Origin of the sequence: Streptococcus sp. k-402, from assembly GCF_013277515.1 — a bacterium.
In the GTDB taxonomy this organism is placed as follows: domain Bacteria; phylum Bacillota; class Bacilli; order Lactobacillales; family Streptococcaceae; genus Streptococcus.
In genome coordinates this window covers 1-21,531 of the sequence record NZ_VMNB01000007.1, presented here as the reverse complement: position 1 = coordinate 21,531, position 21,531 = coordinate 1, and the positions used below count along the sequence as shown (strand labels likewise).

Here is a 21,531-nt window from a genome sequence, read left to right as displayed (position 1 = left end):
CTTTTTGATAACACCTACTTATGAATGGCAGTTTGCCCCGCAGGTAGAAGATGCGGATTTTACAAAGATAGCCAAGAAGGCTGGACTGGGTCCTGAGGTGGCTCGGCTATTATTTGAAAGAGGGATTCAGGACCAAGAAAGTCTGAAGAAGTTTTTAGAACCTTCCTTGGAGGACTTGCATGACCCTTATCTGCTCCATGATATGGACAAGGCAGTGGAACGGATTCGTCAGGCCATTGAAGAAGGGGAAAATATCCTCATTTATGGAGATTACGATGCGGATGGAATGACTTCGGCCTCTATTGTTAAGGAAAGTTTGGAACAGCTTGGCGCCGAGTGCCGTGTTTACCTACCCAATCGTTTTACTGATGGCTATGGACCTAATACAAGTGTCTATAAATACTTTATCGAGCAAGAAGGAATTTCCTTGATTGTGACGGTGGACAATGGGGTTGCTGGTCATGAGGCTATTGAATTGGCCCAGTCTATGGGAGTAGATGTCATTGTGACTGACCACCATTCCATGCCTGAAACTCTGCCCGATGCCTATGCTATTGTCCATCCTGAACATCCAGATGCGAACTATCCTTTCAAATATTTGGCGGGTTGTGGAGTTGCTTTCAAGCTGGCTTGTGCCCTGTTAGAAGAAGTACAAGTGGAATTGCTTGATTTGGTCGCTATTGGCACAATTGCTGATATGGTGAGTTTGACGGATGAAAACCGTATCTTGGTTCAATATGGTCTGGAAATGTTAGGTCATACCCAGCGCATCGGCCTGCAAGAAATGCTGGATATGGCTGGGATTGCTGCTAATGAAGTGACAGAAGAAACGGTTGGCTTCCAGATTGCTCCTCGTTTAAATGCCTTGGGGCGCTTGGACGATCCCAATCCCGCCATTGATTTGCTGACTGGGTTTGACGATGAGGAAGCGCATGAGATTGCCCTTATGATTCATCAGAAAAACGAAGAGCGCAAGGAAATCGTCCAGTCTATCTATGAAGAATCTAAGACCATGGTGGACCCTGAGAAGAAGGTTCAAGTCTTGGCCAAGGAAGGTTGGAATCCTGGGGTTCTAGGAATCGTGGCTGGTCGTTTGCTGGAAGAACTAGGGCAGACAGTCATCGTTCTTAATATAGAAGACGGTCGTGCCAAGGGTAGTGCTCGTAGTGTGGAAGCGGTCGATATTTTTGAGGCTCTGGATCCTCATCGAGATCTTTTTATCGCCTTTGGTGGCCATGCTAGTGCAGCTGGCATGACGCTGGAAGTTGAGAAACTCTCAGATTTATCTCAAGTCTTGGAAGACTATGTCCGTGAAAAAGGCGCAGATGCTGGTGGCAAGAATAGGTTAAACCTAGATGAAGAACTGGATTTGGAGACACTTAGCTTGGAAACGGTCAAAAGTTTTGAACGTTTGGCACCTTTTGGAATGGATAATCAGAAACCTGTCTTTTATATCAAGGATTTTCAGGTCGAAAGTGCCCGTACTATGGGGGCAGGCAATGCCCATCTCAAGCTGAAAATTTCCAAGGGTGAGGCTAGTTTTGAAGTGGTGGCCTTTAGCCAAGGCAGATGGGCGACAGAGTTTTCTCAAACCAAGAATCTAGAGCTGGCAGTCAAATTGTCTGTCAACCAATGGAATGGCCAAACTGCCCTGCAGTTGATGATGGTGGATGCGCGTGTGGAGGGTGTTCAACTTTTTAACATCCGTGGGAAGAATGCAGTCTTGCCAGAGGGAGTTCCAGTCTTGGATTTTGCTGGAGAACTACCAGATTTAGTAGATAGTGAAGCTGTTGTTGTAAAAACCATTCCTGAGGATATTACTCAGCTGAAGACCATTTTTCAGGAACAGAATTTCTCTGCGATCTATTTCAAAAATGATATTGACAAGGCCTACTATCTGACAGGCTATGGGACTAGAGAACAGTTTGCCAAATTGTACAAGACCATCTACCAGTTCCCAGAGTTTGATATTCGCTACAAGCTGAAAGATTTGGCGGGTTATCTCAATATCCAACAAATTTTGCTGGTTAAGATGATTCAAGTATTTGAAGAGCTAGGCTTTGTGACCATCAAAGATGGGGTCATGACAGTGAATAAAGAGGCACCAAAGCGGGAAATCGGAGAAAGTCAGATTTACCAAAATCTCAAACAAACCGTCAAAGACCAAGAAATGATGGCGCTGGGTACTGTGCAAGAAATTTATGACTTTTTAATGGAAAAAGAGTAGACGTAGGAAAGAGTTGGGCAACCAGCTCTTTTTTGAAAACAAATCTTCATTTTGAAAATCATCAAAAAAATGGTATAATGGTAGGAAAAGATTCGGCTAATACTCAATGAAAATCAGAGAGCAAACTAGGAAGCTAGTTGCAGGTTGCTCAAAGCACTGCTTTGAGGTTGTGGATAAAACTGACGAAGTCAGTAACCATACACCTATGGCAAGGCGAAGCTGACGTGGTTTGAATCTGATTTTCGAAGAGTATAAAAGTAATAGTGCTTTTAGAATAAGAGGGTAAGCAACCCTATAATCAAGATAAACAAAGCTTTCGGAGGAAAAATGAGTAATATCAGTTTAACAACACTTGGTGGTGTGCGTGAAAATGGGAAAAATATGTATATCGCTGAAATCGATGGGTCTATTTTCGTTTTGGATGCAGGTCTAAAATATCCTGAAAATGAACAACTAGGGGTGGATGTGGTCATTCCCAATATGGACTACCTTTTTGAAAATAGCGACCGTATCGCTGGGGTCTTCTTGACTCACGGTCATGCGGATGCCATTGGTGCTCTGCCTTATCTCTTGGCTGAAGCCAAGGTACCTGTATTTGGGTCTGAGCTGACCATTGAGTTGGCCAAACTCTTTGTCAAAGGAAATGACACAGTTAAGAAATTCAATGATTTTCATGTCATCGATGAGGATACGGAGATAGATTTTGGAGGAACTGTGGTGTCCTTCTTCCGTACGACCCACTCTATCCCAGAAAGTTTGGGTGTTGTCTTGAAGACAGCTGAAGGTAGCATCGTTTATACAGGTGACTTCAAATTTGACCAGACAGCTAGTGAATCTTACGCGACAGACTTCGCTCGTTTGGCAGAAATCGGTCGTGATGGAGTTCTAGCTCTTCTTAGCGATTCAGCCAATGCAGATAGCAATATCCAAGTGGCTAGTGAAAGTGAAGTTGGGGATGAAATTACCCAAACTATTGCAGACTGGGAGGGGCGTATTATCGTTGCGGCTGTAGCCAGCAACCTCTCTCGTATCCAGCAGGTGTTTGACGCTGCGGATGCAACAGGTCGTCGTGTGGTTTTGACAGGATTTGATATTGAAAATATCGTCCGCACTGCTATTCGTCTCAAGAAATTGTCTCTAGCCAACGAGAGTCTTTTGATTAAACCAAAAGATATGTCTCGCTTTGAAGACCATGAGTTGATTATCCTTGAGACAGGTCGTATGGGTGAGCCAATCAACGGTCTTCGCAAGATGTCAATTGGTCGTCACCGTTATGTGGAAATCAAGGACGGTGATTTGGTCTATATCGTAACCACTCCGTCTATCGCCAAAGAGGCGGTCATGGCGCGTGTGGAAAATATGATTTACCAAGCTGGCGGTGTTGTCAAACTGATCACTCAAAGCTTGCGTGTGTCAGGTCATGGAAATGCGCGTGATTTGCAGTTGATGATCAATCTCTTGCAACCCAAGTATCTCTTCCCAATTCAAGGGGAATACCGTGAGTTGGATGCCCATGCTAAGGCTGCCATGGCAGTTGGTATGTTGCCAGAACGCATTTTCATCCCTAAAAAGGGAACCAGCATGGCTTATGAGAATGGAGACTTTGTCCCAGCTGGAGCGGTTTCGGCAGGGGATGTCTTGATTGACGGAAATGCCATCGGTGATGTTGGAAATGTGGTTCTTCGTGACCGTAAGGTCTTGTCAGAGGATGGTATTTTCATCGTCGCAATCACCGTTAACCGTCGTGAGAAGAAAATTGTGGCCAAGGCTCGTGTTCATACGCGCGGATTTGTTTATCTCAAGAAGAGTCGCGATATTCTCCGTGAAAGTTCAGAATTGATTAACCAAACGGTAGAAGACTATCTTCAAGGAGATGACTTTGACTGGGCAGATCTCAAAGGGAAGGTTCGTGATAATCTGACCAAGTATCTCTTTGACCAAACTAAGCGTCGTCCAGCTATTTTACCAGTGGTCATGGAAGCAAAATAATCTTTGAAATAAACAGAGAGAAAGCCGAGTTTTGGCTTTCTCTTATAGAAAAATAGAGGAAAAAATTATGGCAGTAATGAAAATCGAGTATTACTCACAAGTATTGGATATGGAGTGGGGTGTGAATGTCCTCTACCCCGATGCCAATCGAGTGGAAGAACCAGAGTGTAAAGATATTCCCGTCTTGTACCTCTTGCACGGGATGTCTGGCAACCATAATAGCTGGCTCAAGCGGACCAATGTAGAACGCTTGCTTCGAGGCACTAATCTCATCGTCGTCATGCCCAATACCAGCAACGGTTGGTATACCGATACCCAATATGGTTTTGACTATTACACAGCTCTAGCAGAGGAATTGCCACAGGTTCTGAAACGCTTCTTCCCTAACATGACCAGTAAGCGTGAAAAGACCTTTATCGCTGGTCTCTCCATGGGAGGCTACGGCTGTTTCAAATTGGCTCTTGCTACAAATCATTTTTCTCATGCAGCTAGTTTTTCAGGTGCCCTTAGTTTTCAAGATTTTTCTCCTGAAAGCCAAGATTTGGGAACACCAGCTTATTGGAGAGGTGTTTTTGGAGAGATTAAAGACTGGACAACTAGTCCTTATTCTCTTGAAAGTTTGGCTAAAAAATCGGATAAAAAGACCAAACTTTGGGCTTGGTGTGGCGAGCAGGATTTCTTGTACGAAGCTAATAATCTCGCAGTGAAAAATCTCAAAAAACTAGGTTTTGATGTGACCTATAGCCATAGCGCTGGAACTCACGAGTGGTATTACTGGGAAAAACAATTGGAACGGTTTCTAGCAACTCTGCCAATTGATTTCAAATTAGAAGAGAGACTAACTTAGTTTGAACTTTAGCGTAGGGTAGTAGGACTAAAATAAAATATGTTTTCACTAGACTTTTCAAACGAAAGTAGTAGAATAGTAATAAAATACTGGAGGAGAGGGTAGGAAATGTACCGTTATCAAATTGGCATTCCCACATTAGAATATGATCAGTTTGTCAAAGAGCATGAATTAGCCAATGTATTACAAAGTAGTGCTTGGGAAAAAGTGAAATCTGATTGGAATCATGAGAGACTTGGGGTTTATGAAGGGGAAAAATTACTGGCTGTGGCTAGTATTCTCATAAAGTCTCTGCCTTTGGGGTATAAAATGTTTTATATTCCAAGAGGTCCCATTTTGGATTACAGAGATACAGAAGTTTTAAAGTTTGTCCTACAGTCTATTAAGTCTTATGCTCGCAGTAAGAGAGCGGTTTTTGTGACTTTTGACCCAAGTATTTGTCTATCTCAACATTTGGTTAATCAAGATAAAACAGAATATCCTGAAAATCTTGCTCTTGTTGAGACTTTAGGGCAACTAGGAGTGAAATGGTCTGGGCAGACAGCCGAGATGGATGATACTATTCAGCCTCGTATTCAGGCGAAAATATACAAGGAAAATTTTGAAGAAGATAAACTTTCCAAGTCAACAAAACAGGCTATTCGAACAGCACGGAATAAGGGGGTAGAGATTCAATTTGGTGGAACTGAATTATTGGAGTCTTTTTCCTTTTTGATGAAAAAAACCGAGAAGCGGAAAGAGATTCATTTGAGGAATGAAGCCTATTATAAAAAGTTATTAGATAATTTTAAGGACAAGGCCTATATCACCTTGGCCACCTTGGATGTCTCTAAACGTTCGCAAGAATTAGAAGAACAGTTAGCGAAAAATAGAGCCTTGGAAGAGACCTTTACTGAGTCGACTCGCACTTCAAAAGTAGAAGCGCAGAAGAAGGAAAAAGAACGTTTGTTAGAGGAATTGACTTTCCTGCAGGAATATATGGATGCAGGTCAAGCAAGAGTTCCCTTAGCGGCTACCTTGACTTTAGAATTCGGACAAACTTCTGTCAATCTATACGCTGGAATGGATGATGATTTTAAACGTTACAATGCACCAATTTTAACTTGGTATGAAACGGCTCGCTATGCCTTTGAACGAGGTATGGTCTGGCAAAATTTAGGTGGTGTTGAAAACTCTCTCAATGGTGGCCTTTATCATTTTAAAGAAAAATTTAATCCAACGATTGAAGAATACTTGGGTGAATTTACAATGCCTACCCATCCTCTCTATCCTCTGTTAAGACTTGCTCTTGATTTCCGTAAAACATTAAGAAAAAAACATAGAAAGTAAGTATATGGCACTAACTACACTCACCAAAGAAGAGTTTCGTACTTATTCTGATCAGGTTTCTTCTCGTTCCTTTATGCAATCGGTCCAGATGGGGGATTTGCTAGAAAAAAGAGGGGCTCGAATTGTTTATCTTGCTTTGAAACAAGAAGGAGAAATTCAAGTTGCAGCTCTGGTTTATAGCTTGCCCATGCTGGGTGGTCTGCATATGGAGCTCAATTCGGGGCCGATTTATACCCAACAAGATGCCCTTCCAGTTTTTTATGCGGAGTTAAAAGAATATGCCAAGCAAAATGGTGTATTAGAGTTGCTTGTAAAACCTTATGAAACTTACCAAACTTTTGATAGCCAAGGTAATCCAATAGATGCTGAGAAAAAAAGTATGATTCAAGGTTTGACTGATTTAGGTTATCAATTTGATGGATTGACGACAGGGTATCCAGGTGGAGAACCAGATTGGTTATACTATAAAGATTTGACTGAATTAACTGAAAAGAATTTGCTTAAAAGTTTTAGTAAAAAGGGTAAACCCTTGGTGAAAAAGGCTGAAACCTTTGGCATTCGGTTGAAAAAGTTAAAACGTGAAGAACTATCGATTTTTAAGAATATCACAAAAGAAACCTCTGAGCGCAGAGAATATAGTGATAAAAGTTTAGAATACTATGAGCATTTTTATGATGCTTTTGGAGAACAAGCGGAGTTTCTCATAGCAAACTTAAATTTTTCGGACTATATGAGCAAATTGCAAGGTGAACAAAGTAAACTAGAAGAAATCTTGGATAAGTTGCGACTTGATTTGAGTAAAAATCCTCATTCTGAGAAAAAACAAAATCAACTGAGAGAATATTCTAGTCAATTTGAAACGTTTGAAGTTCGAAAAGCAGAAGCGCGAGACTTGATTGAAAAATATGGAGAGGAAGATATTGTTTTAGCTGGGAGTTTATTTGTTTATATGCCTCAGGAAACGACTTACCTCTTTAGTGGTTCCTACACTGAGTTTAATAAGTTCTATGCCCCTGCACTGCTTCAAAAATATGTTATGTTGGAAAGTATAAAACGTGGAATACCTAAATACAACTTCCTAGGTATTCAAGGGATTTTTGATGGAAGTGATGGTGTTTTGCGTTTTAAACAGAACTTTAATGGCTATATTGTACGCAAAGCAGGTACTTTCCGTTATCATCCATCGCCTTTAAAATACAAAGCTATTCAATTACTCAAAAAAATAGTAGGACGATAAGATAAAAAAGTCAGTATTTAGCTTTCTTTCAGCTTGTTTTAGTAAAATAGTCTTTATTTGCTAGAAAGGTGGAGGGAAATGCGCTGGCTTTTTCGTTTGATAGGGGCTTTCTTTTCTTTTGTGTGGCGTTTGTTTTGGCGCCTGGTTTGGACAGTTGTACTCTTATGCGTTCTTGCTTTCGGACTTCTCTGGTATCTAAACGGGGATTTTCAAGAAGCGCTAAAGCAAGCAGAACGGTCAGTAAAGATTGGTCAACAAAGTATCGACCAATGGGAAAAAACAGGGCAACTGCCTCAGTTGAACCAGACAGATAGCCATCAACACTCTGAAGGAAGGTGGCCGCAGGCTTCTGCTCGTATTTATTTGGATCCGCAGATGGATTCAGGATTTCAAGAGGCGTATTTAGAAGCAATTCAGAACTGGAATCAAACTGGTGCTTTTAACTTTGAAATCGTGACTGAGTTCAGCAAGGCAGATATCTTGGCTACAGAGATGAATGACGGAGGCACTCCTGTGGCAGGAGAGGCGGAAAGTCAGACCAATCTCTTGACAGGGCAATTCTTATCCGTAACGGTGCGCCTGAATCATTATTATTTGTCCAATCCAACCTATGGCTATTCCTATGAGCGCATTGTCCATACGGCAGAACATGAGTTGGGGCATGCGATTGGTTTGGACCATACAGATGAGAAGTCTGTCATGCAACCTGCGGGTTCTTTTTATGGTATTCAGGAAGAGGATGTCGAAAGACTTCGAAAATTATATGAGACTAATGAGTAGGGAACAATCTTTCCCTACTTTTTTGCTATAATGGAACTATGAACAACTTGATTAAATCAAAACTAGAGCTCTTGCCGACCAGCCCTGGTTGCTACATTCACAAGGATAAAAACGGCACCATTATCTATGTAGGAAAGGCTAAAAATCTGCGTAATCGCGTGAGGTCCTATTTCCGTGGAAGTCATGATACTAAGACAGAGGCTCTGGTGTCTGAAATTGTGGATTTTGAATTTATCGTTACGGAGTCCAATATTGAGGCACTTCTCCTAGAAATCAACCTGATCAAGGAAAACAAGCCCAAGTACAATATCATGCTCAAGGATGATAAGTCTTATCCCTTCATCAAAATCACTAATGAGCGCTATCCTCGCTTGATTATCACTCGTCAGGTCAAAAAAGATGGAGGTCTTTATTTTGGACCTTATCCAGATGTGGGAGCAGCCAATGAAATCAAGCGATTGCTGGATCGGATTTTCCCTTTTCGTAAGTGTACCAATCCACCGTCTAAGGTCTGTTTTTACTACCATATCGGCCAGTGTATGGCCCACACAATCTGTAAGAAAAATGAGGCTTATTTCAAGTCCATGGCCCAGGAGGTTTCTGATTTTCTGAAAGGGCAGGATGACAAAATCATTGATGATCTCAAGGGCAAGATGGCAACGGCAGCCCAGACTATGGAATTTGAACGTGCGGCGGAATACCGTGACCTGATTCAGTCCATTGGAACGCTTCGGACCAAGCAACGGGTCATGGCGAAAGATTTGCAAAATCGTGACGTCTTTGGTTACTATGTAGATAAGGGATGGATGTGTGTTCAGGTTTTCTTTGTTCGTCAGGGAAAGCTGATTGAGCGGGATGTCAATCTCTTCCCCTACTACAATGATCCGGATGAGGACTTCTTGACTTATGTGGGACAATTTTATCAAGAAAAATCTCACCTAGTACCCAATGAGGTACTGATTCCGCAGGATATTGACGAAGAAGCTGTCAAGGCTTTGGTAGACACCAAGATTCTTAAGCCTCAGCGTGGAGAGAAAAAGCAACTGGTCAATTTGGCTATAAAGAATGCTCGAGTCAGTCTAGAGCAGAAGTTCAACCTGCTAGAAAAATCAGTCGAAAAGACCCAAGGGGCTATTGAAAATCTAGGACGCTTGCTCCAAATTCCGACTCCAGTTCGCATCGAGTCCTTCGATAACTCCAACATCATGGGAACTAGCCCTGTTTCAGCCATGGTGGTCTTTGTCAACGGCAAACCAAGTAAGAAGGATTACCGTAAGTACAAGATAAAAACCGTAGTCGGGCCAGACGATTATGCCAGCATGAGAGAGGTCATTCGCAGGCGTTATGGTCGAGTACAGCGTGACGGTTTGACTCCCCCAGATTTGATTGTCATTGATGGGGGGCAAGGTCAAGTCAATATCGCCAAGCAGGTCATCCAAGAAGAACTTGGCTTGGATATTCCCATTGCAGGTCTGCAAAAGAATGACAAGCACCAAACCCATGAATTGCTCTTTGGAGATCCGCTTGAGGTGGTGGAGTTGTCTCGCAATTCTCAGGAATTTTTCCTCCTCCAACGTATTCAAGACGAGGTCCACCGCTTTGCTATTACTTTCCATCGCCAACTGCGCTCCAAAAATTCTTTTTCATCACAACTGGATGGAATTGAAGGGCTGGGACCTAAACGCAAGCAAAATCTTATGAAGCATTTCAAGTCTCTAACTAAAATCAAGGAAGCCAGTGTGGATGAGATTGTCGAAGTTGGGGTGCCAAGAACAGTCGCAGAGGCTGTGCAAAGAAAATTGACCCCGCAGGAAGAAGTGGAGTTGGCTCAAGTGGCGGAAGAGAGAGTAGATTACCAAACGGAAGGAAACCACAATGAACCATAAAATCGCAATTTTATCAGATATTCATGGCAATGCGACGGCGCTAGAAGCAGTGATTGCAGATGCTAAAAATCAAGGAGTCAGTGAATACTGGCTTCTGGGAGATATTTTTCTTCCTGGTCCAGGCGCAAATGACTTAGTCGCCCTGCTAAAGGACCTTCCTATCACAGCCAGTGTTCGAGGCAATTGGGATGATCGTATCCTTGAGGCCTTGGATGGTGAATATGGTTTGGAACATCCGAAAGAAATCCAGTCAATGCGCATGACCCAGTTTTTGATGGAGCGAATGGATCCTGCAACGATTGTCTGGCTACGAAGCTTGCCTTTGCTGGAAAAGAAAGAAATTGACGGATTGCGCTTTTCTATCTCTCATAATTTGCCAAATAAGAACTATGGTGGTGACTTGCTAGTTGAGAATGATACAGAGAAATTTGACCAACTACTAGATGAGGAAACGGACGTGGCAGTCTATGGTCATGTTCACAAGCAGTTGCTTCGTTATGGCAGTCAAGGGCAACAAATCATCAATCCAGGTTCGATTGGCATGCCCTATTTTAATTGGGAGGCGTTAAAAAATCACCGTGCCCAGTATGCCTTGATAGAAGTTGAAGATGGGGAATTACTCAATATCCAATTTCGTAAAGTTGCTTATGATTACGAGGCGGAGTTAGAATTGGCCAAGTCCAAGGGCCTTCCCTTTATCGAAATGTATGAAGAACTGCGTCGTGACGATAACTATCAGGGGCACAATCTGGAATTATTAGCAAGCTTAATAGAAAAGCATGGGTATGTAGAGGATGTGAAAGATTTCTTGGAGGTTATAAAGTCAGAATATAAGGTAGACTAGTTTCGTTAAGTCACTGAAAAATAGTTGGAACTGGATGAATGGATCCCTGATTTGAATGATGTGCTTCATTCGGTTGCTTATCCTTGTTCCAATTTCTTTCTATGAAAAATCCCTGCAAGCTCTTTCAAATTATGGTAGAATGGAAGCAGTAGAATTAGAAAAGGAAATCGATTATGAAATTTCTTGAATTAAATAAAAAACGTCATGCGACTAAGCATTTTACTGATAAGCCTGTTGATCCTAAAGATGTACGTACGGCTATCGAAATCGCAACCTTGGCACCAAGTGCCCACAACAGCCAGCCTTGGAAATTTGTAGTGGTGCGTGAGAAAAATGCCGAACTAGCAAAATTGGCTTACGGTTCAAACTTTGAACAGGTATCATCGGCGCCTGTAACCATTGCCTTGTTTACAGACACAGATTTGGCTAAACGTGCTCGTAAGATTGCCCGAGTTGGTGGTGCTAATAACTTTTCTGAAGAACAACTTCAATACTTTATGAAGAATTTGCCTGCTGAATTTGCCCGTTACAATGAACAACAAGTCAGCGACTACCTAGCCCTCAATGCAGGTTTGGTTGCTATGAACTTGGTTCTGGCTCTTACAGACCAAGGAATCGGATCAAATCTTATTCTTGGTTTTGACAAATCAAAAGTCAATGAAGTTTTGGATATCGAAGACCGCTTCCGCCCAGAACTCTTGATCACAGTGGGTTATACAGACGAAAAATTGGAACCAAGCTACCGCTTGCCAGTAGATGAAATCATTGAGAAAAGATAGAAAGAAGAAAAAAATGACAGCAATTGATTTTACAGCAGAAGTAGAAAAACGCAAAGAAGACCTCTTGGCTGACTTGTTTAGCCTTTTGGAAATCAACTCAGAACGTGATGATAGCAAGGTTGATGCTGAGCATCCATTTGGACCTGGGCCGGTAAAAGCCTTGGAGAAATTCCTTGAAATCGCAGACCGCGATGGCTATCCAACTAAAAATGTTGACAACTACGCAGGACATTTTGAGTTTGGTGATGGAGAAGAAGTTCTCGGCATCTTTGCCCATATGGATGTAGTGCCTGCTGGTAGCGGTTGGGACACAGATCCTTACACACCAACTATTAAAGACGGTCGCCTCTATGCGCGTGGAGCTTCTGATGACAAGGGACCTACAACAGCTTGTTACTATGGTTTGAAAATCATTAAAGAATTGGGTCTTCCAACTTCTAAGAAAGTACGCTTCATCGTTGGAACAGATGAAGAATCAGGTTGGGCAGACATGGACTACTATTTCGAGCACGTAGGACTTGCAAAACCAGATTTTGGTTTCTCTCCAGACGCTGAATTCCCTATCATCAATGGTGAAAAAGGAAATATTACAGAATATCTCCACTTTGCAGGTGAAAATGCAGGTGCTGCCCGTCTTCACAGCTTCACAGGTGGTTTGCGTGAAAACATGGTACCAGAATCAGCAACAGCGGTTGTTTCAGGAGATTTGACTGACTTGCAAGCTAGACTAGATGCTTTTGTTGCAGAACACAAACTTAGAGGAGAACTCCAAGAAGAAAACGGCCAATACAAGGTGACGATCATTGGTAAATCAGCCCACGGTGCTATGCCTGCTTCAGGTGTCAATGGCGCGACTTACCTAGCTCTCTTCCTCAGCCAGTTTGACTTTGCAGGACCTGCAAAAGACTACCTAGACATTGCTGGTAAGATTCTCTTGAACGACCATGAGGGTGAAAATCTCAAGATTGCCCATGTGGATGAAAAGATGGGTGCCCTTTCTATGAATGCAGGTGTCTTCCGCTTTGATGAAACAAGCGCTGACAATACCATTGCCCTCAACATCCGCTATCCGAAAGGAACAAGTCCAGAACAAATTAAGTCAATCCTTGAAAACTTGCCAGTTGCTTCTGTTAGCCTTTCTGAACACGGTCACACGCCTCACTATGTGCCAATGGAAGATCCGCTTGTTCAAACTTTGTTGAATGTCTATGAAAAACAAACAGGCCTTAAAGGTCACGAGCAAGTCATCGGTGGTGGCACTTTTGGTCGCTTGCTAGAACGCGGAGTTGCCTATGGAGCTATGTTCCCAGACTCCATTGACACCATGCACCAAGCCAATGAATTTATCGCCTTGGACGATCTCTTCCGAGCAGCAGCAATCTATGCCGAAGCTATTTACGAATTGATCAAATAAAACGATAGAAGTCTGAGATTGTATGCTTAGACTTCTTTTTGGAGGGAAAGTAGATGTCTCAAATCGAAAGAATCAAGCAGGCTATTATGGCGGATCCGCAGAATGTCAGCTATACAGAGCGTGGCATTGAACCTCTCTTTGCAGCGCCAAAGACTGCTCGCATCAATATCATCGGTCAGGCACCTGGACTTAAAACCCAAGAAGCAGGCCTTTATTGGAAAGATAAAAGTGGTGATCGTTTGCGGGATTGGCTAGGTGTGGATGAAGACACTTTTTACAATTCAGGTTATTTTGCTGTTTTGCCTATGGATTTCTACTTTCCAGGGCATGGCAAGTCAGGTGATTTGCCACCGAGAACTGGCTTTGCTGAAAAATGGCATCCTCAGCTCTTGCAAGAATTACCAGATATTCAATTGACCCTCTTGATTGGGCAATATGCCCAAGCCTACTATTTACAGGAGAAAGTCAGTGGCAAGGTAACAGAACGAGTAAAACATTACCAGAACTACTTGCCAACCTATTTTCCACTGGTACACCCCTCACCGCGAAATCAAATCTGGATGGCCAAAAATCCTTGGTTTGAGTCAGAAGTGGTGACAGATTTGAAAAAAAGAATTAAAACCATTTTATAGTCAATGAAAATCAAAGAGCAAACTAGGAAGCTAGCCGCAGGCTGCTCAAAGTACAGCTTTGAGGTTGCAGATAAAACTGACGAAGTCGGTAACATACGCACGGTAAGGCGACGCTGACGTGGTTTGAAGAGATTTTCGAAGAGTATTAGGAGAAAAAGAATGAAAGAAATAACCTTTGACGCATTTTACCAGCTTTACCAAAATGACCAACTTTCTTTAGTGGACGTGAGAGAAGTGGATGAGTTTGAAGCTCTTCATTTAGAAGGCGCCCACAACCTGCCACTTAGTCAATTGGCTGATAGCTATGATCAGTTGGATAAGGACCAGTTACATTATGTTATTTGCAAATCTGGAATGAGATCGGCGCGTGCTTGCCAATTCTTATCAGAACAAGGTTATGAGGTTATCAATGTCCAAGGTGGCATGATGGCTTTTGAAGAACTTTAAACATTAGAATTTTCTCCTGCTTGGTGTGGACTGGGTAGGAGAATTTTATTTTTAGATAATTCTCATTTTTAAGAATCTTGAAAACATTCAATATTTACTTCGTGAAGCTTTTTTCATACTCCTATTCATGATATACTAGGTCAGTATTTTATAAATATGAAGGAGATTTTCATGGCTAAAAAAGGTGCCCTAACAGGTTTACTCCTGTTTGGAATATTTTTTGGTGCGGGGAACTTGATTTTTCCGCCTTCTCTGGGTGCTCTATCTGGAGAACATTTTCTTCCTGCCATCGCAGGTTTTGTCTTTTCAGGTGTCGGTATCGCCGTCTTGACTCTGATTATTGGAACGCTAAATCCTAAAGGATATATTTACGAGATTTCAACAAAGATAGCGCCTTGGTTTGCGACTCTTTACCTCTCAGTTCTTTACTTGTCAATCGGTCCATTCTTTGCTATCCCACGTACAGCTACAACAGCTTACGAAGTAGGGATTAGCCCCCTTTTATCGGATGCAAATAAAGGACTTGGCTTGATTGTCTTTACGGTTCTGTATTTTGCGGCAGCCTATTTGATTTCGCTTAATCCATCAAAAATCTTGGACCGTATCGGTCGTATTTTAACGCCAGTCTTTGCGATTTTGATTGTCATCTTGGTTGTACTAGGAGCTTTCAAATACGGTGGGACAAGTCCTCAAGCTGCTTCAGCTGCTTATCAAGCTTCTGCCTTTGGTACAGGTTTCTTAGAAGGTTATAATACCTTGGACGCCCTTGCCTCAGTTGCCTTTAGCGTAATCGCAGTTCAAACCTTGAAACAACTTGGATTTTCAAGTAAGAAAGAATACATTTCAACTATTTGGGTTGTTGGTATTGTTGTTGCCCTTGCCTTCAGCGCTCTTTATATCGGTTTAGGTTTCCTTGGAAATCATTTCCCAGTACCTGCTGAAGCGATGAAGGGTGGAACACCAGGTGTTTACATCTTGTCACAAGCTACTCAAGAAATCTTTGGTTCAACAGCTCAACTCTTCCTTGCAGCTATGGTGACCGTAACCTGCTTCACAACAACAGTTGGTTTGATTGTGTCAACAGCTGAGTTCTTTAATGAACGCTTCCCACAAATCAGCTACAAGGTTTATGCGACAGCCTTTACCTTGATTGGTTTTGCCATTGCAAATTTGGGCCTTGATGCGATTATCAAGTACTCCATTCCAGTACTGGTTATCTTGTACCCAATCACCATTGCTATCGTCATGATTGTCATTGTCAACAAATTTGTGGCTCTTTCAAAACCAGGTATGCAGTTGACAATTGCTGTGGTTACAGCTATTGCCATTGCAAGCGTACTAGGAAGCTCATTTAAGGTTGAGTTTCTTGCTAATCTTGTCAACGCTCTTCCTTTTGCCAAGGCATCACTCCCATGGTTGGTACCAGCTGTTGTCGGAATCTTGCTCTCATTGGTTCTACCAAACAAGCAAGAAAGTGATGTTTTTGAAATGGAATAATCACTTAAATCACTTTTGTAGCCAAGTCTACAGGAGTGATTTTCTTTTTTTATCCGATGATAAATGTGTTATAATAGGTATTAAAAGAGGTGAAGAAATGAATCAAACAGTAGAATATATCAAAGAACTAACAGCCATCGCATCGCCAACAGGTTTTACTCGGGAGATTTCGGACTATTTAGTCAAGACTCTAGAAGGCTTTGGTTACCAGCCGGTTCGCACAGCTAAGGGTGGTGTCAATGTGACTATCAAAGGTCAAAATGATGAAGAGCATCGCTATGTGACTGCCCATGTAGATACGCTGGGTGCTATTGTCCGTGCTGTCAAACCAGATGGCCGTCTCAAACTAGATCGTATCGGTGGTTTTCCTTGGAACATGATTGAAGGTGAAAACTGTACCGTTCATGTGGCTAGCACAGGTCAAAAAGTATCAGGAACCATCCTCATCCACCAAACTTCTTGCCATGTCTATAAGGATGCAGGAACTGCAGAACGCACGCAGGATAATATGGAAGTGCGTTTGGACGCCAAAGTAACCAGTGAAAAAGAAACTCGTGCTCTTGGTATTGAGGTCGGTGATTTTATTAGCTTTGATCCACGAACCGTCGTGACAGAGACAGGTTTTATCAAGTCTCGTCATTTGGACGATAAGGTCAGCGCAGCGATTTTGCTTAACTTGCTTCGTCGTTATAAGGAAGAGAAGATTGAATTGCCCGTAACAACACATTTTGCTTTTTCAGTCTTTGAAGAAGTGGGGCATGGGGCTAACTCTAATATTCCTGCTCAGGTGGTAGAATATCTGGCTGTGGATATGGGAGCTATGGGAGATGACCAGCAAACAGACGAATATACAGTGTCTATCTGTGTCAAGGATGCCTCAGGGCCTTATCACTATGACTTCCGTCAACATTTGGTTGCCTTGGCGAAAGAGCAAGATATTCCATTTAAGCTGGATATCTATCCGTTTTATGGTTCGGACGCTTCAGCGGCTATGTCTGCAGGGGTAGAGGTTAAACACGCCCTTCTTGGTGCTGGTATCGAGTCTAGCCATTCATATGAGCGCACTCATATTGACTCGGTGGTTGCAACGGAGCGTATGGTTGATGCTTATCTTAAGAGTGCATTGGTAGACTAATATGTGTCTGATTTGCCAGAGAATTGACCTCATCAGAGCTGGAGAGAATCCCTACTTTGTCAAAGAGTTGGAAACAGGCTATCTTGTGATTGGAGACCACCAGTATTTTGCAGGCTATAGCCTCTTTCTAGCCAAGGAACACGTCACCGAATTGCATCATTTAGAGAAGGAAACTAGAATCCGTTTTCTAGAGGAAATGAGTTTAGTCCAAGAGGCAGTTGCTAAGGCCTTTGCTGCTGAGAAAATGAATATCGAACTGCTAGGAAATGGTGATGCCCATCTTCATTGGCATCTGTTTCCTAGACGAACAGGTGATATGAATGGTCACGGTCTCAAGGGACGTGGACCAGTCTGGTGGGTTCCCTTTGAAGAAATGACAGCAGAAACCTGCCAAGCAAAACCGGATGAGATCAAAAGATTAGTCAAACGTTTATCGTCAGAACTAGATAAACTATTAGAAATAAAGGAGTAGAAATGAAAAAAAGATACCTTGTTTTGACAGCCTTGCTAGCCTTGAGTCTAGCAGCTTGTTCACAAGAAAAAGCAAAAAATGAAGATGGCGCAGCTAAGACAGAACAAACAGCTAAAGCTGATGGAACAGTCGGAAGTAAGTCTCAAGGAGCTGCTCAGAAAAAAGCAGAAGTGGTTAATAAAGGAGACTACTACAGCATCCAAGGGAAATACGATGAAATCATCGTAGCCAACAAACACTATCCCTTGTCAAAAGACTACAATCCAGGGGAAAATCCAACAGCTAAGGCTGAGTTGGTCAAACTCATCAAAGCGATGCAAGAGGCAGGTTTCCCAATTAGTGACCATTACAGTGGCTTTAGAAGTTATGAAACTCAGACCAAGCTCTACCAAGATTATGTCAATCAAGATGGGAAAGCAGCAGCTGACCGTTACTCTGCCCGTCCTGGTTATAGCGAACACCAGACAGGCTTGGCCTTTGATGTGATTGGGACTGATGGTGATTTGGTAACCGAAGAAAAAGCAGTTCAATGGCTTTTAGACCATGCAGCTGATTATGGTTTTGTTGTCCGTTATCTCAAAGGCAAGGAAAAGGAAACAGGCTATATGGCTGAGGAATGGCACCTGCGTTATGTAGGAAAAGAAGCTAAAGAAATTGCTGAGAGTGGTCTTAGTTTGGAAGAATACTATGGCTTTGAAGGCGGAGATTACGTCGATTAAAAAATAAACTTTTCTCTTGCAATTCCAGATAAATAGTGTATAATAGATGAGTATGTGTAAAGCATACTTGTGGGAGGTAAAAATCTCTAATTACCGCCAAAACCACAAAGGAGGATTTAAAAATGGCTAAAAAAGTCGAAAAACTTGTAAAATTGCAAATCCCTGCTGGTAAAGCTACACCAGCTCCACCGGTTGGACCTGCTCTTGGTCAAGCTGGTATCAACATCATGGGATTCACAAAAGAGTTCAACGCTCGTACAGCTGATCAAGCTGGTATGATCATTCCAGTTGTTATCTCAGTTTACGAAGATAAATCATTTACTTTCATCACTAAAACACCACCAGCTGCTGTTCTTTTGAAAAAAGCTGCAGGTGTTGAAAAAGGATCAGGTACACCTAACAAAACTAAAGTTGCTACAGTTACTCGTGCACAAGTACAAGAAATTGCAGAAACTAAGATGCCAGATTTGAACGCAGCAAACGTAGAGTCTGCAATGCGTATGATCGAAGGTACTGCTCGTTCTATGGGATTCACTGTTGTTGACTAATCAATAACACAGTATAAAATCTCACAGCAGTCTATTAGTTGCTTTTCATATTAGGCAAGTGACTGATGCTTGTACTTGGGTACGGCAAGGAAACTTAAGGCCGTAGGAAAAGAATCTAATAGACTGAAAACCCGCAAGACTTCATCATTTCGAGGAGTGACGTGGGAGATGAAAATCGATTGAACCACTTACAAGGAGAATAGAAAATGGCTAAAAAAAGCAAACAACTTCGTGCTGCTCTTGAGAAAATCGACAGCACAAAAGCATACAGCGTAGAAGAAGCTGTAGCACTTGCAAAAGAAACTAACTTTGCAAAATTTGACGCAACTGTAGAAGTTGCTTACAACTTGAACATCGACGTTAAAAAAGCTGACCAACAAATCCGTGGAGCAATGGTATTGCCAAACGGTACTGGTAAAACTTCACGCGTTCTTGTTTTCGCACGTGGTGCAAAAGCTGAAGAAGCAAAAGCTGCTGGTGCAGACTTTGTTGGTGAAGATGACCTTGTTGCTAAAATCAACGACGGTTGGTTGGACTTCGACGTAGTTATCGCTACACCTGACATGATGGCTCTTGTTGGACGTCTTGGACGTGTCCTTGGACCACGTAACTTGATGCCAAACCCTAAAACTGGTACTGTAACTATGGATGTTGCTAAAGCAGTTGAAGAGTCTAAAGGTGGTAAAATCACTTACCGTGCTGACCGTGCAGGTAACGTTCAAGCAATCATCGGTAAAGTATCATTTGAAGCTGAAAAATTGGTTGAAAACTTCAAAGCTTTCAACGAAACAATCCAAAAAGCAAAACCAGCTACAGCTAAAGGAACTTACGTAACAAACTTGACTATCACAACTACTCAAGGTGTTGGTATCAAAGTTGACGTAAACTCACTTTAATCAGTAGTTTATATCAGAGAACGAGTACGAAAGTGCTCGTTTTTTTGATTATGTGACTTTCATTCTAGGAAACTATTCCAGCCTAAGACAAGAAATCTGAAAGCGAAGGTGTTTATTTAAATAATAATAAGGATTTTGGTAGGCATACCAGTCGTTTCAAGGCAAGGAATCTTAGATGATTTTTGAAAGTCATATTTCTTCATTAGACTTCCACAATCAGGGCAAGATGGAGCATCGTAGTCCAGTTTAGAGATTATTTCCTTATGTGTATCCGTATTGATGATATCTACAATCTTGATGTGAGGGTCTTTAATGTCTAGTAATGTTGTGATAAAATGTAATTGTTCCATATGAATCTTTCTAATGAGTTGTTTTGTTGCTTTTCATTATAGATCTTATGGGACTTTTTTCTACAACAAAATAGGCTCCATAATATCCATAGGGGATTTACCCACTACAAATAGTATAGAGCCTTTTAAAGACGGAGAGAAGTAATAGTGCTTCTCTTCATTTTTGTTGACAGTTTATTTCTGAAAAATTTTGAGAAAAGTGTGGTGGGAACTTTGGCTCAGCTTCTTTCAAATCAGTTAATTACTTAGTTACTTGATTTTCCATATCCATTCAATTGCATATCAATTCCTAGAATCTTTTAAAAAGTTGATGTATAATGGAAGGAGTTGTATTTTTTACTATAAATGAATACACTAATTTAAAAATGCAAAAAGAGGGGAAGATGAATTTCAAAACTAGTGGAGAAGAAAGACAGAACTTCTCGTTAAGAAAATTGGCAGTTGGCCTTGTATCTGTAGCTGTTGCGTGTTTCTTTTTGATGGGAACTGCCCTACAAACTGTATCTGCCCAGGAATCTCATACCGTTAGCTATACTTACGTTTTAGAGTCGGATTTAACTGGTGAAGAGAAGGCTCTATTGGTTACATCCTCACCACAAGTAGCGGAAGAATCTGATGCGACCTACTATCTGGTTTATCGAGAGAATCGAGTATTGCCCAATACGGGGACTAGCTCTCCATTAGGGACTCTTGCCTTAGTGGCAGGTCTTAGTTTATTGGTTGTAGTAGTTCTTACGGGACGTGATGGCAAGAGTAAGATTAGTCGATTCTTGTTAGTAAGCGGTCTAGGCAGTCAGTTGCTGTCTCCAACTGCTCTTGCTTTGACTAGCGAGACACTAGCGGCCTATAACACCCAACTATCGGTTCAGGCAGGGGATGCCTTGCCAGCTCCGCTTGATATTCCTGGTTATACTTATCTAGGGTATGTAGAAAACAAACCAGCTCTTTCTGTATTGACAACTAGCAAGCCGGCAGAATCTACTGGAAATCAAGAGCTTAAATCAGAAAACAGTCAATCTAAGGAAGTAGTTACTACTCATTCAGCAGATTCGACCATGGGAACTGAATTTGTCAAGCAATCAAATGATAGCAAGTCTAACATAAAAAATGAAGATAGCTCAACAGTAACGGCTGTGTATCCTAAAAATGAGGATACTAGTCAGCAAGCAGCAATTTCTCAGAGTCAGGAGAGTAAGGATAGCCATGTTGTAAAAGGTGAGGAGCCAGACCAAAAACAAGGATCGGCTACACCGTCTGCAACAAATTCAAGCCAAACTGGTGGGAATCAAGAACAGTCAAATACAGTCCAGCCATCCCCAATCAGACCAAGAACAGAGGGACAAGAAGGGGGAGCACCTTCTCCCATAGAGCCCCAACAGCAAGAGAGTAATGAAACTGTAGTGCAAGCAAAGGGAACTCAAGAGCCCGGTCACGAGGGCGAAGCTCTGGTTCAACCAGCACAACCAGCGTACACAGAACCAATCAGCACTCAAGGTACGCAAG

At 42.0% G+C, this 21,531-nt stretch carries 19 protein-coding genes and 1 pseudogene; 19 read left to right on the top strand and 1 reads right to left on the bottom strand.

The window, feature by feature from the left end; genetic code table 11:
* Positions 1–4 precede the first annotated feature (4 nt).
* The 18 genes from recJ to rplA all read left to right on the top strand — a co-directional run bounded on the left by recJ (position 5) and on the right by rplA (position 19,678).
* Entirely contained in the window at positions 5–2,227 is a 2,223-nt protein-coding gene (gene recJ / locus HT724_RS05565; RefSeq protein WP_173275458.1) for a single-stranded-DNA-specific exonuclease RecJ, read from the top strand.
* Positions 2,228–2,554: 327 nt separating this feature from the next.
* The gene (locus tag HT724_RS05560; protein WP_000065613.1) at positions 2,555–4,216 is read left to right on the top strand and encodes a ribonuclease J; all 1,662 of its coding nucleotides are present in this window, start codon (positions 2,555–2,557) and stop codon (positions 4,214–4,216) included.
* A gap of 67 nt (positions 4,217–4,283) precedes the next feature.
* Positions 4,284–5,063, top strand: coding sequence for an alpha/beta hydrolase family protein (locus HT724_RS05555; protein WP_173275455.1), 780 nt, complete (start codon positions 4,284–4,286; stop codon positions 5,061–5,063).
* A gap of 108 nt (positions 5,064–5,171) precedes the next feature.
* On the top strand, positions 5,172–6,392 hold the full coding sequence (locus HT724_RS05550) for an aminoacyltransferase (RefSeq protein WP_173275450.1): 1,221 nt from the start codon (positions 5,172–5,174) through the stop codon (positions 6,390–6,392).
* Positions 6,393–6,396: 4 nt separating this feature from the next.
* On the top strand, positions 6,397–7,629 hold the full coding sequence (murN, locus tag HT724_RS05545) for a peptidoglycan bridge formation alanyltransferase MurN (RefSeq protein WP_173275447.1): 1,233 nt from the start codon (positions 6,397–6,399) through the stop codon (positions 7,627–7,629).
* Positions 7,630–7,707: 78 nt separating this feature from the next.
* Entirely contained in the window at positions 7,708–8,409 is a 702-nt protein-coding gene (locus HT724_RS05540) for a M57 family metalloprotease (RefSeq protein WP_173275444.1), read from the top strand.
* Between the two features lie 38 nt (positions 8,410–8,447).
* Positions 8,448–10,295 carry an excinuclease ABC subunit UvrC gene (gene uvrC, locus HT724_RS05535; protein WP_173275442.1) on the top strand — a complete coding sequence of 616 codons (1,848 nt, stop codon included), beginning with the start codon at positions 8,448–8,450 and terminating at the stop codon, positions 10,293–10,295.
* Entirely contained in the window at positions 10,285–11,139 is an 855-nt protein-coding gene (locus tag HT724_RS05530; protein WP_173275439.1) for a metallophosphoesterase family protein, read from the top strand. The genes uvrC and HT724_RS05530 overlap by 11 nt, the downstream gene beginning before the upstream one ends.
* A gap of 173 nt (positions 11,140–11,312) precedes the next feature.
* Positions 11,313–11,918, top strand: coding sequence for a nitroreductase family protein (locus HT724_RS05525; RefSeq protein ID WP_000670164.1), 606 nt, complete (start codon positions 11,313–11,315; stop codon positions 11,916–11,918).
* A gap of 13 nt (positions 11,919–11,931) precedes the next feature.
* A complete protein-coding gene (gene pepV, locus HT724_RS05520) occupies positions 11,932–13,332 on the top strand; it encodes a dipeptidase PepV (RefSeq protein ID WP_173275436.1) in 1,401 nt (466 codons plus the stop codon).
* A 53-nt stretch (positions 13,333–13,385) separates the two neighbouring features.
* Entirely contained in the window at positions 13,386–13,964 is a 579-nt protein-coding gene (locus tag HT724_RS05515; protein WP_173275433.1) for a uracil-DNA glycosylase family protein, read from the top strand.
* A gap of 159 nt (positions 13,965–14,123) precedes the next feature.
* Entirely contained in the window at positions 14,124–14,411 is a 288-nt protein-coding gene (locus HT724_RS05510) for a rhodanese-like domain-containing protein (protein WP_173275430.1), read from the top strand.
* Positions 14,412–14,582: 171 nt separating this feature from the next.
* On the top strand, positions 14,583–15,908 hold the full coding sequence (gene brnQ / locus HT724_RS05505) for a branched-chain amino acid transport system II carrier protein (protein WP_033685412.1): 1,326 nt from the start codon (positions 14,583–14,585) through the stop codon (positions 15,906–15,908).
* A 97-nt stretch (positions 15,909–16,005) separates the two neighbouring features.
* Complete coding sequence (locus tag HT724_RS05500) at positions 16,006–17,043, top strand: M42 family metallopeptidase (protein WP_173275427.1); 1,038 nt, start codon at positions 16,006–16,008, stop codon at positions 17,041–17,043.
* 1 nt (position 17,044) lies between these two features.
* A complete protein-coding gene (locus tag HT724_RS05495) occupies positions 17,045–17,515 on the top strand; it encodes an HIT family protein (RefSeq protein WP_173275424.1) in 471 nt (156 codons plus the stop codon).
* Between the two features lie 2 nt (positions 17,516–17,517).
* Positions 17,518–18,234 (top strand): LD-carboxypeptidase LdcB/DacB, encoded by a 717-nt coding sequence (gene ldcB / locus HT724_RS05490; RefSeq protein WP_173275421.1) that lies wholly within the window; start codon positions 17,518–17,520, stop codon positions 18,232–18,234.
* Positions 18,235–18,356: 122 nt separating this feature from the next.
* Complete coding sequence (gene rplK / locus HT724_RS05485) at positions 18,357–18,782, top strand: 50S ribosomal protein L11 (protein ID WP_001085807.1); 426 nt, start codon at positions 18,357–18,359, stop codon at positions 18,780–18,782.
* 206 nt (positions 18,783–18,988) lie between these two features.
* Positions 18,989–19,678, top strand: a complete 690-nt coding sequence (gene rplA, locus HT724_RS05480) for a 50S ribosomal protein L1 (protein ID WP_001085675.1) — start codon at positions 18,989–18,991, stop codon at positions 19,676–19,678.
* A gap of 125 nt (positions 19,679–19,803) precedes the next feature.
* Here the strand turns inward: rplA and HT724_RS05475 are convergent.
* Positions 19,804–20,028: pseudogene (locus HT724_RS05475) on the bottom strand (ISL3 family transposase); the annotation flags it as partial.
* Positions 20,029–20,411: 383 nt separating this feature from the next.
* Here HT724_RS05475 and HT724_RS05470 point away from each other — a divergent pair.
* Positions 20,412–21,531 (top strand): YSIRK-type signal peptide-containing protein (locus tag HT724_RS05470; protein ID WP_173293564.1); only part of this gene is annotated, 1,120 nt, incomplete at its 3' end.